Source organism: Pelagibacterium limicola (genome assembly GCF_015694405.1).
In the GTDB taxonomy this organism is placed as follows: Bacteria; Pseudomonadota; Alphaproteobacteria; order Rhizobiales; family Devosiaceae; genus Pelagibacterium; species Pelagibacterium limicola.
Genome location: NZ_JADQDB010000002.1, coordinates 114,099 through 128,154 on the forward strand (window position 1 = coordinate 114,099; position 14,056 = coordinate 128,154).

Annotated in this window: 14 protein-coding genes; 12 read left to right on the forward strand and 2 right to left on the reverse strand. The window is 60.3% G+C overall.

Going from position 1 to position 14,056, the window contains the following annotated elements; genetic code table 11:
- Nucleotides 1-2 precede the first annotated feature (2 nt).
- The 7 genes from I2G20_RS03515 (at nucleotide 3) to I2G20_RS03545 (ending at nucleotide 4,566) form a co-directional block, all read left to right on the forward strand.
- The gene (locus tag I2G20_RS03515; protein ID WP_196258312.1) at nucleotides 3-644 is read left to right on the forward strand and encodes an SGNH/GDSL hydrolase family protein; all 642 of its coding nucleotides are present in this window, start codon (nucleotides 3-5) and stop codon (nucleotides 642-644) included.
- A 24-nt stretch (nucleotides 645-668) separates the two neighbouring features.
- The gene (lpdA, locus tag I2G20_RS03520; RefSeq protein WP_196258313.1) at nucleotides 669-2,108 is read left to right on the forward strand and encodes a dihydrolipoyl dehydrogenase; all 1,440 of its coding nucleotides are present in this window, start codon (nucleotides 669-671) and stop codon (nucleotides 2,106-2,108) included.
- A gap of 96 nt (nucleotides 2,109-2,204) precedes the next feature.
- Entirely contained in the window at nucleotides 2,205-2,459 is a 255-nt protein-coding gene (locus I2G20_RS03525; protein WP_196258314.1) for a GlsB/YeaQ/YmgE family stress response membrane protein, read from the forward strand.
- Nucleotides 2,460-2,513: 54 nt separating this feature from the next.
- Nucleotides 2,514-2,765: a GlsB/YeaQ/YmgE family stress response membrane protein gene (locus I2G20_RS03530; RefSeq protein WP_196258315.1), complete on the forward strand. Its 252-nt coding sequence runs from the start codon at nucleotides 2,514-2,516 to the stop codon at nucleotides 2,763-2,765.
- 38 nt (nucleotides 2,766-2,803) lie between these two features.
- Nucleotides 2,804-3,037 carry a hypothetical protein gene (locus I2G20_RS03535; RefSeq protein ID WP_196258316.1) on the forward strand — a complete coding sequence of 78 codons (234 nt, stop codon included), beginning with the start codon at nucleotides 2,804-2,806 and terminating at the stop codon, nucleotides 3,035-3,037.
- Nucleotides 3,038-3,166: 129 nt separating this feature from the next.
- Nucleotides 3,167-4,126, forward strand: coding sequence for a lipoyl synthase (gene lipA, locus I2G20_RS03540; RefSeq protein ID WP_196258317.1), 960 nt, complete (start codon nucleotides 3,167-3,169; stop codon nucleotides 4,124-4,126).
- Nucleotides 4,126-4,566, forward strand: a complete 441-nt coding sequence (locus I2G20_RS03545) for a type II toxin-antitoxin system RatA family toxin (RefSeq protein WP_281389577.1) — start codon at nucleotides 4,126-4,128, stop codon at nucleotides 4,564-4,566. The genes lipA and I2G20_RS03545 overlap by 1 nt, the downstream gene beginning before the upstream one ends.
- Here I2G20_RS03545 and I2G20_RS03550 read toward each other — a convergent pair.
- Nucleotides 4,554-5,045 (reverse strand): CinA family protein, encoded by a 492-nt coding sequence (locus I2G20_RS03550; protein WP_196258319.1) that lies wholly within the window; start codon nucleotides 5,043-5,045, stop codon nucleotides 4,554-4,556. The genes I2G20_RS03545 and I2G20_RS03550 overlap by 13 nt on opposite strands.
- 3 nt (nucleotides 5,046-5,048) lie before the next feature.
- Nucleotides 5,049-6,242, reverse strand: a complete 1,194-nt coding sequence (locus I2G20_RS03555) for a bifunctional 2-C-methyl-D-erythritol 4-phosphate cytidylyltransferase/2-C-methyl-D-erythritol 2,4-cyclodiphosphate synthase (RefSeq protein WP_196258320.1) — start codon at nucleotides 6,240-6,242, stop codon at nucleotides 5,049-5,051.
- A gap of 244 nt (nucleotides 6,243-6,486) precedes the next feature.
- On the opposite strand from I2G20_RS03555, the gene dusB reads away from it, so the two are divergent.
- From dusB to ntrX, 5 genes are all read left to right on the forward strand, one after another.
- Nucleotides 6,487-7,449 (forward strand): tRNA dihydrouridine synthase DusB, encoded by a 963-nt coding sequence (gene dusB / locus I2G20_RS03560; protein WP_343070300.1) that lies wholly within the window; start codon nucleotides 6,487-6,489, stop codon nucleotides 7,447-7,449.
- Nucleotides 7,446-8,603: a two-component system sensor histidine kinase NtrB gene (locus I2G20_RS03565; protein WP_196258321.1), complete on the forward strand. Its 1,158-nt coding sequence runs from the start codon at nucleotides 7,446-7,448 to the stop codon at nucleotides 8,601-8,603. Before dusB ends, I2G20_RS03565 begins: the two co-directional genes overlap by 4 nt.
- Nucleotides 8,604-8,606: 3 nt before the next feature.
- Nucleotides 8,607-10,058, forward strand: coding sequence for a nitrogen regulation protein NR(I) (gene ntrC / locus I2G20_RS03570; RefSeq protein WP_196258322.1), 1,452 nt, complete (start codon nucleotides 8,607-8,609; stop codon nucleotides 10,056-10,058).
- Nucleotides 10,059-10,305: 247 nt separating this feature from the next.
- Entirely contained in the window at nucleotides 10,306-12,615 is a 2,310-nt protein-coding gene (locus tag I2G20_RS03575) for a sensor histidine kinase NtrY-like (RefSeq protein WP_196258323.1), read from the forward strand.
- The gene (ntrX, locus tag I2G20_RS03580) at nucleotides 12,616-13,995 is read left to right on the forward strand and encodes a nitrogen assimilation response regulator NtrX (protein WP_196258324.1); all 1,380 of its coding nucleotides are present in this window, start codon (nucleotides 12,616-12,618) and stop codon (nucleotides 13,993-13,995) included.
- The last annotated feature ends 61 nt before the right edge of the window (nucleotides 13,996-14,056 follow it).

Genomic DNA, 14,056 nt, shown 5'->3' on the forward strand with positions numbered 1-14,056 from the left:
CAATGAAAACCATCCTCGCCTATGGAGACAGTCTCACTTACGGCGCCGATCCCGTCATTGCGGGCAAGCGCCATGCCTATGAAGACCGTTGGCCGACGCGGCTCGAAGCGGGGCTCGGGGGCAAGGCACGCGTAATTGCGGAAGGCTTGGGCGGACGGACGACTGCTTTCGATGACTATTCTTCGGGCGCTGACCGCAACGGCGCACGCATCCTGCCCACCTTACTGGCGAGCCATGCGCCGCTCGATGCCGTCGTCATCATGCTTGGCTCGAACGACATGAAGACCTATCTCAATGGCAGCGCGCACGGCGCCGCGATGGGGATGAAGCGCCTTATCGAAATCATCCGCACCCATCCCTGGCCCCTAGGCGCAAAAACCCCGGAAATCGTGCTCGTTTCGCCGCCTCATTGCGTCGACACCGCACACGCCGATCTCAAGCCCATGTTCGCCCACGGTATTGCCGAAAGCCAGCTGCTGGCGGGCTACTATGCGCGGGTGGCGAACGAAACCGGTTGCCGGTTCCTCGATGCTGCGACGGTCGCAAAGGCCGATCCGGCGGACGGTGTGCATCTGGATGCATTCAACACGCGTGCAATCGGCGATGCGCTCGTCCCGCTCGTAAAAGAATTGCTCGGGCTCTAGCCCCATAGACAAGAGGTAGAACCAATGGCGGATCAATACGATATCATCGTGATCGGCGCGGGCCCCGGGGGCTATATCGCGGCCATCCGCGCGTCCCAGCTCGGCCTCAAGGCAGCCATCGTCGAGCGCGAGCACATGGCCGGCATCTGCTCGAACTGGGGCTGTATCCCGACCAAGGCGCTGCTGCGCTCGGCGGAAATTTACGGGCACATGACCCACGCCAAGGATTTCGGGCTCAAGGCCAACGCGTTCGATTTCGATATCGGCGAAATCGTCAAACGTTCGCGCGGCATCGCCGGACGGATGAACGACGGCGTGCAGTTCCTGATGAAAAAGAACAAGGTCGACATTATCTGGGGCGAGGCGACCATCACCCAACCCGGCGAGGTGAAGGTCGAGGCGATGAAGAAAAAGCCCGTCGAGCCGCAACATCCCAAGCCGAAGGTGACGCTGGGCGAGGGCACCTACAAAGCCAAACACATCATCGTCGCTACGGGCGCGCGCCCGCGCGTGCTGCCCGGCATCGAGCCGGATGGAGATCGGATCTGGACCTATTTCGAGGCTCTGAAGCCCGCCAAGATGCCCAAGTCCGTGGCGGTCATGGGTTCGGGTGCCATCGGAATCGAATTTGCATCGTTCTATCGCTCCCTGGGTGCCGAGGTGACGGTGATCGAACTCCTGCCGCAGATCATGCCTGTCGAGGACGCGGAGATCGCCGGTCTGGCCCGCAAACGCTTCGAAAAGCGCGGCATTTCGATTTTGACCGACGCCAAGGTCGCAAAAGTGGACAAGTCCAAGGACGGCATCACCGCCCATGTGGAACTTGCGACGGGTGACAAGAAGGAGATCAAGGCCGAAGTCCTTATCTCCGCCGTCGGCGTGCAGGCCAATTCTGAAAATCTCGGCCTCGAAAAGATCGGCGTCAAGATTGACCGTGGCGTGATCGTGGTCGACGGTCACGGGCGCACCAATGTCGAAGGCGTCTGGGCCATCGGCGACGTGGCAGGTCCTCCCATGCTGGCGCACAAGGCCGAGCACGAGGCGGTGATTGTCGTTGAAACGATTGCCGGCAAGAAGGTTCATGGCCTCGACAAGTCCAAGATCCCGGGCTGCACCTACTGCGAACCGCAGGTGGCCAGCGTAGGGCTCACCGAAGCCAAGGCCAAGGAATCGGGCCGCGAGATTCGCGTCGGCCGCTTCCCCTTCATGGGAAACGGCAAGGCCATAGCGCTGGGCGAGCCCGACGGGCTCGTCAAGACAATCTTCGATAAGAAGAGCGGGGAACTGCTCGGCGCCCATATGATTGGTGCGGAAGTTACCGAACTGATTCAAGGATTTGTGGTCGCAATGAACCTCGAAACCACCGAGGAAGAATTGATGCACACCATCTTCCCGCATCCCACGCTGTCAGAGACGATGAAAGAGAGCGTGCTTGACGCCTACGGACAGGCGCTCAACATATAGAATCATGGTGATCGACGCCTGACCAGGGTGCAATGGCCAACGCAACCAGGGTCACCATCGCGACCTTAATGTGTGACGCACACAATGGAGAGAAGCATGGAAGGTATAGGCTGGATCGGGGCAATCATTATCGGCGGACTTGCCGGGTGGATTGCCGAAAAGATCATGAAGTCCAACCACTCACTGATCCTCAACATCGTTCTCGGGATCGTGGGGGCCGTGGTGGCGAACGCCATCCTCATGTTCGTGTTCAACGCCACGCTCGGGGGCTGGATCGGTCAACTGATCGTCGCGGTCATCGGGGCCTGCCTGCTGATCGGGCTGGCACGGGCGATCAGAGGCAGGGCCTAAGGCAGCGCCGAACCGCATCGTTACGATGCGGTTCGGCCTTTGATGGAGGTCCTTATGGACACCAAATCCGTTCTTGTGTTCTTGCTCGTGGGGCTCGTCGCAGGGTTCCTCGGCAGCGTCATCGCTGGCGGTGGAGGCGGACTGATCGCCTATCTCGTCGCCGGTGTATTGGGATCTTTCGTAGGAGGCTATCTATTTTCTTCATTGAAAATTGACCTCAAGATCGGCAACCCCATTGTTACCCAAATCATAACGTCTACAGTTGGAGCAATTGTCGTAATCATTGTTGCACGCATCATCACCTGACGTGGGGGACCCAAATGGTACAGGCAGCGGCTCAACCGATGTTGATTTGGTTGCTTGCTGGTTTGGCCTCGGGGTTTGCGGCGAGTTTCGTATTCGCCGGAGCCAGCGTCTGGAGATATCTGGCGGCTGGCGTCGCCGGAGCTGTGATCGTGAGCTATCTCATCATGACGGCCGGCGTACACGTTCCCGTGTCAGATTGGTTGTTGCGGAACCTCATGATAGCAACGCTCGGCGCCTTGCCGGTCATCATCATCGCCCGCGTGTTCGACTAATCCTCCCTGTAGCATCGCTCAATCCCGGTACGGGCGCCTGCGTCCATGCCGCCTGTGCTGTGAAGGAAAGCGTGATGCGCTTTGCGCGCAAATGCGCTAAAGGCAGATAACGCCACGGAAACGTTCCCAATGGTCACTCTTCTCGACACCAGCAACCGGCCGAAGGCCCGTCATCCAGAAAAGGCCAACCGGCCCGACACGGAGATGCTGCGCAAGCCCGACTGGATACGCGTCAAGGCTCCGGGATCCCCGGTATATCGCGAAACCCAGGAGATCGTGCGCAAGCACGGACTGGTGACAGTCTGCGAGGAGGCAGGATGCCCCAACATCGGGGAATGCTGGTCCAAGAAGCACGCGACCTTCATGATCATGGGCGAAATCTGCACCCGCGCCTGTGCGTTCTGCAATGTACGTACAGGGCTGCCGACCGCTCTGGACCCCCATGAACCCGAAAACACGGCAAAGGCCGTCGAAAAGCTCGGGCTCGAGCACGTGGTGATCACTTCGGTCGACCGTGACGACTTGCCCGATGGCGGCGCGCAGCATTTCGCTGAGGTTATTCACGCCATCCGTGCGCGGAACCCCAGAACCACCATCGAAATCCTGACGCCCGACTTCCTGCGCAAGGAAGGGGCCCTAGAAATCGTCGTGGCAGCCAAGCCGGACGTCTTCAATCACAACCTCGAGACTGTGCCCTCCAAGTATCTGACGGTGCGCCCGGGTGCTCGCTACTTCCACTCGATCCGGCTGCTTCAGCGCGTCAAGGAACTTGATCCCCATATGTTTACAAAGTCGGGCATCATGGTCGGTTTGGGCGAGGAACGTAACGAAGTCCTCCAATTGATGGACGATCTCCGCATCGCCGATGTCGATTTCCTGACCATCGGCCAGTATCTCCAGCCCACGCGGAAGCACCACAAGGTGGAAAAGTTCGTTACCCCCGAGGAATTCAAGTCGTACGCAACGATTGCCAAGACCAAAGGGTTCCTGCTGGTTTCCTCGAGCCCGCTGACTCGCTCGTCGCATCACGCGGGGGAGGACTTTGAAAAACTCCGCGCGGCACGTCAGGCAAGGCTCGGCACGGCCTGATGCAACGAAGTTTCACGCGCACAGTACCGTACAGCGCGGACCAGATGCTTGCGCTCGTTGCGGACGTGGAAAGCTACCCGCGGTTTATCCCGCATTGCGAGAGCATGGACGTCGTGCGCGATTCCACCACGCCCGAGACGCGTTTCGCAGCCCGTATGAAAATCCGTTTCGGGCCGATATCGCAGGCCTATACCAGCCGCATTGAGGTCAACCAGCAGGCGATGACGCTCGATGCGGTAGCGGTGGATGGCCCCTTCAGTCATCTTCACAGCATCTGGCGCTTCGCCCAACAGCGTCAGGGCGCCATTATCCGTTTCGATATCGATTTCCGCATTGCCAATCCGCTGATCCGCTCGGTCGCCGAACCGGCCTTCGCCGCCAAGCAGGAGGAAATCATGGATGCTTTCGTAGCGGAGGCGGAGAGGCGCTACGGAGCGTAGGCCTCAAGGATCATTTCAAGCGCCACCCTGACGCTTTCCTGCCGGATATGATCGCGGCCGACATCGCCAAAGTGCTCGCGACGATGAAGGGTGCGCTCTGCCGTCGCCAGTCCGAAATGTACGAGGCCAATCGGCTTTTCGTCCGTCCCGCCACCCGGGCCTGCAATGCCCGTTGTCGCCACGGCAACGTCAACGCTCGCCGTACGGCGCGCGCCTTCGGCCATAGCGCGGGCAACCTGTTCCGAGACAGCACCGTGGTTTTCTATAAGGTCGGCTGGAACGCCGATCATCGCCGTCTTGGCCTCGTTGGCATAGGTGACAAACCCGCCATAGAGGATAGCTGACGAGCCCGAGACCGATGTGAGCGCAGCAGAGACCAATCCGCCGGTACAACTTTCCGCAGTGACCATGACGTGATTGGCGAGGGTAAGCCGCTCGTTGACCTTTTTCGCCAGTTCCAGCGTTCGGTTGTCGAGCATCGTTCAGTCGCTCCTGGGCAATTCGATCGTGGCAACGGCCTGAGCGGCGATGCCTTCCTCACGGCCAGTAAAACCAAGACGCTCGGAAGTCGTTGCCTTGATCGCGACGCGACTGGGGGAAATATCGACGATTTCCGCAATTCGGTTGCGCATCATGGCGACATGGGGCCCGATTTTCGGGTGCTCACAGACGATGGTAGCGTCGAGGTGCACGATCCGCCCAGCTCGCGCGCGCACCAGATCGGCGGCATGTTTGAGAAAAATTCTCGAATCCGCGCCCTGCCACTGCATGTCGGACGGCGGAAAATGCTTGCCGATATCGCCGTCCGCCAGCGCACCATAGATCGCATCGGCCAGCGCGTGAAGCACGACGTCGGCATCCGAATGGCCCTTGAGGGCTGCGGTATGCGGAATCGTGATATTGCCGAGGACGACGCGGTCGCCGTCGGTAAAGGCATGGACGTCGTAGCCAAGGCCCACGCGGGTTTCCATGGTCATTTCTCTCTCGATCATCCGTTCCGCCCGTGCGAAATCCTCAGGGTGCGTGATTTTTATGTTGCGCGGGCTGCCCTGGGCCAAGGCCACCCGCAATTCCGCCCATTCGGCAATCGCGGCATCATCGGTGAAACTGTCGGTCATTTCGATGGCCCGTCGATGGGCTTCATATATATCGGCGAACCTGAATGCCTGGGGAGTCTGAGCAGCAAAAAGCTGGGTTCGGTCTTCGGTGCCGCCGACCGTCTTGCCATCGTGAGAGCGCTTTATCGTATCCGTGACGAGCGTGACGGGCAGGGCGCCTGATGCGTCATCGAGGGCAGCGATGACGTTGGCTATCACCTGCGGCTCGACGAAGGGGCGGGCGCCGTCATGGATGAGAACAATATCGGGAGGATCGAGTGCAAGTGCCTCAAGGCCGGCAAGCGTCGAGCTCTGCCGCGTCGCTCCACCGGTGACGGGGGGTAGTAGCCGCGGATGAACGAGACCCATGGCAGCATAATGGGCTTCCTGCCCGTCTCCAATCACGGGAAGTGCGGCGGAGATGCCGTCGATCGCCAGAAAGCTCGAAAGCGTACGCGCTAGGACGGGCATGCCGGCGAGGGAACGAAATTGCTTGGGGACGTCTTCGGCGCCCGTGCCGGCGCGCGCGCCCTTGCCGCCTGCTACGACGATCACTGCGATTTTCGGCTGTTCTGTCATGCTGGTTTGAAAATCCTAAGACGGCACGGTCGTTCCGCTCCGAGTACACCGGACCGTTCCGTATTGCAAAGACGACGCATTAATCCCACCGAATGGGTAAGTGCTACTGACTTTAGCAAACTTATCCTCCGGCGGGCATTGAAACCCGCCCAGAATTGACTAATCTGTCGTCAAAATCGCCGTCGTGTACAGATTTGAGGCATTTCAATTGGCGATATCTGCCTGCGGAATAAGCATCGACAAGGTGGCATTGACAAATCGGGCATTTCTCGCGCCGATGGCGGGGATCACCGACCGTCCGATGCGGGAAATTGCCGCGCGGTTTGGCGCTGGCATGGTCGTGTCCGAAATGATCGCCAGTGAGGCGCTCGGCACCGGGCACCACGATATGATCCGCCGCACCGCCGCTAGTGCGGGGCTGCCCCATGTCGTCCAGCTCGCCGGATGCGAGGCGAAATGGCTTGTGAAGGGCGTCCAAATCGCCGAGCAGGCCGGTGCAGATATGATCGATCTCAATCTTGGCTGCCCCTCCAAGCGCGTCACCAATGGCTTTGCGGGCTCCGCCCTTATGCGCGTACCCGATGTAGCGCTGCGTCTGATTGAAGCGACGGTCAAGGCGACAGGGCTTCCTGTGACCGTCAAGATGCGGCTTGGCTGGGACGAGGACAGCCTGAATGCTCCCGTGATCGCCAAATCCGCCCAGGATGCGGGCGTGCGCATGGTGACGGTGCATGGTCGCACGCGGCAGCAATTCTATAAGGGTATGGCGCGCTGGGACCGTATTCGTGCCGTGGTGGATGCGGTCGATATTCCGGTCGTCGTCAATGGCGACATAACCGGCATCGAAGAGGCGCGCGCCGCATTGGTTGCATCCGGAGCGGCGGCGGTGATGATCGGGCGGGGCGCGCAAGGGCGTCCGTGGATCGTGGGACAGATCGGTGCGGCATTGAAGGGCGAAAAGGTCCGGCCGGCGCCGCACGGCGAGGCCTTGGTGGAGTTGGTTACGGAACATTATGAAGCGATGCTCGGTGAATATGGCCTCGAACTGGGCGTCCGTGTGTCCCGCAAGCACATCGGCTGGTATCTCGACGCCATCGGGCTGACCGAAGGAGTAGAGCGCAAACGCCTGCTTACCAACGACGACCCGGCGGCCGTCCTCAAGACCTTGCCGAGTCTGCTCGGCCAGAGCTGGAGCAGGGCGGCATGACGAAGATCCAGCCCGAGGAAACCGAGTTCCACCTCGCCATACTGCAGGCGCTGCCCCAGCCGGTTCTCGTCTGTGGCGAAGACTTTGGCATCGTCTTTGCCAACTATGCGGCCGAAGCCTTCTTTCAGGCGTCGATGAGCATCCTCACGCGCCAGAAGCTGTCGGATTTCATCGCCTTCGATTCGCCGATTCTGGGCCTCATCGGCAGCGTGCTGGCCCGGCAAGCGCCGATGATTGAATATCGCGTGCAGATCGGCACCTCGCGGATCAGCGAAGACCGCATCGCCGATGCCTATGCGAGCCCCATTCCCGAGAGGCCTGGCCATGTTGCGCTGATCTTTCAGGAGCGTACCATGGCCGACAAGATCGACCGGCAGATGGTCTCGCGCGGGGCTGCACGTTCCGTCACCGGCCTGGCTTCCATGTTGGCGCACGAGATCAAGAACCCGCTTTCGGGAATCAGAGGTGCCTCCCAGCTTCTGGAGCAATCGGCCACGGGAGACGACCGCGCGCTGGCCCGGCTCATCCGCGACGAAACCGACCGGATCGTCGATCTCGTCGACAGGATGGAAGTGTTCGGCGACGAACGTCCCGTCGAGCGGGTGCCGGTCAACATCCACGTCGTGCTGGAACGGGTGAAACTCCTCGCCGCTAACGGGGTCGCCAAGGGCGTCACCTTTTCCGAAGAGTACGACCCAAGCCTGCCCCCGGTTCTAGGGGACCGGGACCAACTCATCCAGGTCTTTCTAAACTTGATCAAGAATGCTGCAGAAGCTCTTGAAAGAACATCAAAACCAGAAATCCGGATTACAACGGCCTTCCGGCCGGGTATTCGCATTTCCCTCGCCGGCGTCTCGCAGCGCATTTCGCTGCCGCTTGAGATCGTCATAGAGGATAACGGCTCGGGCGTGCCGTCCGACATCCTGCCCTTTCTCTTCGATCCCTTCGTCACCACCAAGCTGTCGGGCTCTGGGCTCGGCCTTGCCCTGGTCGCCAAGATCGTCGGCGATCATGGCGGAGTGATCGACTGCGAAAGCCGCCCTGGCCGCACCCGTTTCCGCATCCTGTTGCCAGTAGCGCGCGGCCGGGTCGCGGCACCCGACGATATTGAAGATACTCCCCACGATGTTCCTGTAACCGATAGCGTAAATTGAACCATGCCCGGTCAAACAATTCTCCTCGCTGACGACGACGCCGCCATCCGCATGGTGCTCAACCAGGCGCTGTCGCGCGCCGGATATGAAGTGCGCCCCACCGGTAACATCTCAACCATGTGGAACTGGGTGACGCGGGGAGAAGGCGACCTGCTCATCACCGACGTCTCGATGCCGGATGGCAATGCCTTCGACGTCATGCCCAAGATCAAGAAGATGCGGCCCGAATTGCCCATCGTCGTGATGAGCGCGCAGAACACGTTCATGACCGCGATTCGGGCCTCTGAACTCGGGGCTTACGAATATTTGCCCAAGCCGTTCGATATCACCGAAGTCCTGGCCGTGGTCGGGCGCGCCATGGCCGATGCGAGACGGCCAGCGGACACGGACCGACGCGGGGACGACCTGGGTGAGAACATGCCACTGGTCGGGCGGTCGGCCGCCATGCAGGATATCTATCGCGCGCTCGCGCGACTGATGCAGACCGATCTGACGGTAATGATCACTGGCGAGAGCGGCACCGGCAAGGAACTCGTCGCCAAGGCGTTGCACAATTTCGGCAAACGCAAGAATGGTCCATTCGTCGCCATCAATATGGCGGCCATCCCTCGCGACCTCATTGAAGCCGAGCTCTTCGGACACGAAAAAGGGGCCTTTACCGGCGCAACCTCACGTTCATCGGGCCGGTTCGAGCAAGCCGAGGGGGGCACGCTGTTCCTCGATGAAATCGGCGACATGCCTATGGATGCGCAGACCCGCCTGCTGCGTGTCCTTCAGGAGGGTGAATATACGCTGGTCGGAGGCCGCACGCCGATCAAAACCGATGTCAGGATCGTCGCCGCCACGCATCGCGATCTTAGCCAGTTGATCCGGCAGGGCCTGTTTCGTGAGGACCTTTACTATCGCCTGAATGTCGTTCCCATCCGCCTGCCGCCACTACGCGAGCGCATAGATGACGTTCCGGATCTAGCCGCTAGTTTCCTCAAGGCGGCCCAGCGGGAGAGCGAACCGCCGAAGGTACTTTCGACCGACGCGCTCAAGCTGATGCAGCAATATCACTGGCCCGGAAACGTCCGCGAACTCGAAAACCTCGTCCGACGCCTGGCAGCGCTTTACGCTGACGAGACGATTTCTGCGGAAATCGTCCATAACGAACTCAACCTTACGGACCGCACGGGTTTTTCGGCCCAGGCAGGCACCGCAGATATCACGACGGTCATCGAAACCGAACTGGCGCAACTGTTCCGCGAATACGAACCCAATCTGCCTCCTCCGGGAGTCTATCAGAGGGTCATTGACAAGGTGGAGGTGCCTTTGATCTCCACCGTGCTCAACCTATGTAGCGGAAACCAGATCAAGGCTGCGGAACTTCTCGGCCTCAATCGCAACACCTTGCGCAAGAAAATCCGCGGCCACGGGATCGAGATCGTCAAGCAGTCCAGGCAACTAGGGTAGGCGGCTGGATGCCGGCTGCCTGCTCAGTCTTTGGCTTTTGAAACGCTCTTGGTGAGCGTTTCAAAAGGCGGGGCCAAGCGCCACTGTCACATTTTGGCAACAATTGTCTTGAACCAAGGCCCGAGTTGGGTCAGATTCCCGATTGCCCTGTGCCGGACGCTGGCAATGCCGCTGTCGCGCCATGATATGCGGTTGCATCCGGTAGAACGAAAAGCGCGGTCTCAAGGGAGCTCGTCTGGCTTAACCAATGACAGATTCGCCGCCCACCGCTACCATGACGCGTCCGCCATCCCAGCGGCCGCTGTTCCAAGATAACCGGCTGATCCGCACCATCGGCTTTGTCGTGGTGTTCATATCGGTCGTGGTGGCTTCCGGATCGTTCCTGATCATGAGCGGGGCCACTCAGATCGATCCGAGCCCCGATGTCTGGACGTGGATATGGATTGCGAACGCCGTCCTGATCCTTCTTGTGATCGCGTTGGTGCTTACCGAAGTTGCGATGCTGGTGCAGGCGCGGCTCCGCAAGCAGGTCGGCGCCCGGCTGCAAATGCGCATCGTGGGGCTCATCGCGGCGGTTGCTGCCGCACCTGCCTTTATCGTCGCGGTTGTCGCTACCATCGCGCTCAATCAGGGACTCGACCAGTGGTTCTCCGAGCGAACGCGCTCGATGGTGGAAAGCTCGCGGTTGGTCGCCCGCTCCTATATGCTCGAACACGCGCAGGTGCTGCGCGGTGACATCATCTGGATTGCCGAAGAACTCGAGGCTGCTCGCGACACCTACATGACGGATCCCGGGCGCTTCCAGCGCGTGCTGACAGCGCTCGCCACGACGCGCTCGTTGCCGCTGACCTCGCTGGTCAATTCCACGGGCGAGACTGTTCTTCGCGCGCAGATCAATGTTCAGGGAGCCTTGCCACGCATTCCAGAAGGCGTGCTCGCCTCGACGATCGAAGGAACGCCGACGCAGATTTCACCTGGAGCCACCAACCTCGTTGGCGCGGTCGTCAAGCTGCGCGGCTATACCGATCTCTACCTGTTCGTCGCGCGGCCCGTCGATCCCGAGGTGCTCGAATACGTGCGCCTGACGGACGAGAACATCACCGAGTACCGGCTCTACGATTCCAACAGGCTGGTGTTCCAGATCACCTTTACCCTCATGTATGTGGGGGTTGCTTTCGTCTTTCTGCTAGCCGCGCTATGGCTCGGCATCGCACTGGCCAATGGCCTCGTCGATCCGATTCGGAATCTGATGATCGCCTCCAATCGGGTATCGAGCGGTGATCTCGACGTTCAGTTGCCCGTTCCCGGCCGCCGGGGCGATCTGCACGACCTGGCCGTGCGGTTCAACAAGATGACTCAACAGTTGCGCTCGCAACGCGCCGCCCTTGTCGCCGCCAGCCGAACCAACGAGCAGCGCCGACAATTCACGGAGGCTGTAGTGGAAGGCGTGTCGGCGGGCATTATTGGTCTGGATGCCTTTGGCCGTATAACGCTGGTCAATTCGCGCGCCTGCGCAGCACTGGGGCAGGACGAACTCGATCTCATGGATCGCGAACTCGCCGAAGTCGTTCCCGCGCTCGCTCCGGTCATGGAGCGCGCGCAATCAGCCCGGCGGGGCAGGGTGCAGGACCAAATCCAGCTTTCGACCGGCTTCGACCGTCGCACCTACCAGGTGCGGCTGACACGCGAAGGAACGATGACGGAATCCAAGGGCTTCGTGATCACCCTCGACGACATTACCGAACTGGTTGCCGCGCAGCGCAACAGCGCGTGGGCAGACGTCGCCCGCCGTATCGCCCACGAAATCAAAAATCCGCTAACCCCGATCCAGCTTTCCGCCGAGCGCCTGCGCCGCCGCTATGCCAATAAACTGGTCGATGATTTCGACGTGTTCGACAAATGCATTTCTACCATCGTCCGACAGGTCGGCGACATCGGACGCATGGTCGACGAGTTCTCCTCTTTCGCCCGGATGCCGACGGCCGCAATCGCCCGCGCAGACCTTTCGGATACCATTCGGCAGGCAGTATTCCTTGAAAGCGTTCGGCTACCTGAAGTGGCAATACGCGCTGAACTGCCCGACAAACCACTGCAAGCAGCTTTCGACACGCGGCTCATCTCTCAAGCGCTGACCAATCTGATTAAAAATTCCGTGGAATCTATTGAATCTATTGGTGTTAGCGAAATTGATGAGCCCGAGGTGATCGTATCCGCCGAGCAGATCGGCGATGAAATCGTGGTCACGGTCAGCGACAACGGCAAAGGGTGGCCGGACGAAAACCGCCACCAGCTTCTCGAGCCATATATGACGACTCGGGAAAAAGGCACCGGTCTTGGCCTTGCAATTGTCGCAAAAATCATCGAGCAGCATGGCGGCAGGATCGATCTGCGCGACGCAAAAGCCGACCGCAATGGCCGCGTCGGTGCCTGCTTTGCGTTCACACTTCCGTTGCACGAAGGTGCGACAGCGCCCCGAGAAACCGGAGCCGATACAACCCGGCCCGGCAGTCCCGATCAAGAGGAGGCATCGCGCGTTTCAGCGATGGCAATCAAATAGATGGCCCGTGACATACTGATCGTCGATGACGAGGAGGATATCCGCGACCTTATTGCCGGTATTCTGGAAGACGAAGGCTACGAACCCCGCCAGGCGAGCGACGCGGATTCCGCGCTCGATGAAATAGCCAAGCGCCGGCCGAACCTGGTGTTCCTAGATATCTGGATGCAGGGCTCGAGGCTTGACGGGCTGCAATTGCTCGATCTTTTGCAGGCTGACCATCCCGACCTTCCGGTGGTGATGATCTCGGGCCACGGCAACGTGGAGACCGCAGTATCGGCCATCCGGCGCGGCGCCTACGACTATATCGAAAAACCCTTCAAGATCGACCGGCTTCTGCTCATCACCCAGCGGGCCATCGAAGCTAGCAAGCTGCGTACCGAGGTGGCAGATCTCAAGGAGAAGACTGGCGGCGACGATTCCGAGATTGCCGGCGTTTCTTCCGCTATAGCGCAGGTGCGCTCGCTGATCGACAAATCGGCCGGCACCCGTTCGCGCGTCTTCATTTCCGGTGGGGCAGGGACCGGCAAAGGGCTCTGCGCAAGGCTCCTGCATCTCAAAAGTCCGCGCGCCAACGGCCCCTTCATCGAAATAAACGCGTCGCTCTATGCTCCCGAAGAAATCCCTGTTGTGCTCTTCGGGCGCGAAAGCCGCGACAATTCGAGCCTGCGCACGGAGGTTGGCGCCCTTGAGCGCGCACATGGCGGCACCTTGTACCTTTCCGAAGTCACCCAGCTTCCCGCCGATGCGCAAACGGCACTGCTGCGTACGCTGGTTGAGAACAAGTTCACCCGCGTCGGAGGGGCGGGGCCGGTACCGATCGATGTGCGGATTATTTCGTCCAGCTCTCAGAACGTCGCCGGGATGGTCGAGGAAGGGCAGTTCCGGTCGGACCTCTTTCACCGTCTTTCCGTCGTGCCGCTGCAGCTTTCTCCCTTGCGCGAGCGACGCGAGGATATCCCCGCGCTGATCAAGGTGTTCGTCACCCAGCTCTCCCGGATGCACAACCTGCCTCGATTCCATTTGGGTGACGATGCGGTTGCTGTCCTCCAGGGCCAGGATTGGCCCGGCAACGCGCGGCAGCTGCGCAATGCCATCGAGCGACTATTGATCCTCGTGCGCGATCTGCGCCCGGAAAACGGGATCATCACTGCTGCTATGCTGCCCCCCGACATATCCGAAGTGCTTCCCACGATAGGGGACACGGACTCTTCGGCGCATCTGATGAGCCTGCCGCTGCGCGAAGCGCGGGAGGTGTTCGAGCGCCAATATCTCATTGCCCAGATCGAGCGGTTCGGCGGAAACATTTCAAAGACCGCTGAGTTCGTCGGGATGGAACGCAGCGCCTTGCACCGCAAGATCAAATCGTTGGGGCTATAGGCAGGGCCCCATAGATATGTAATAGTCATCCATGCTGACACGCAATCGCGACTACGGGCAG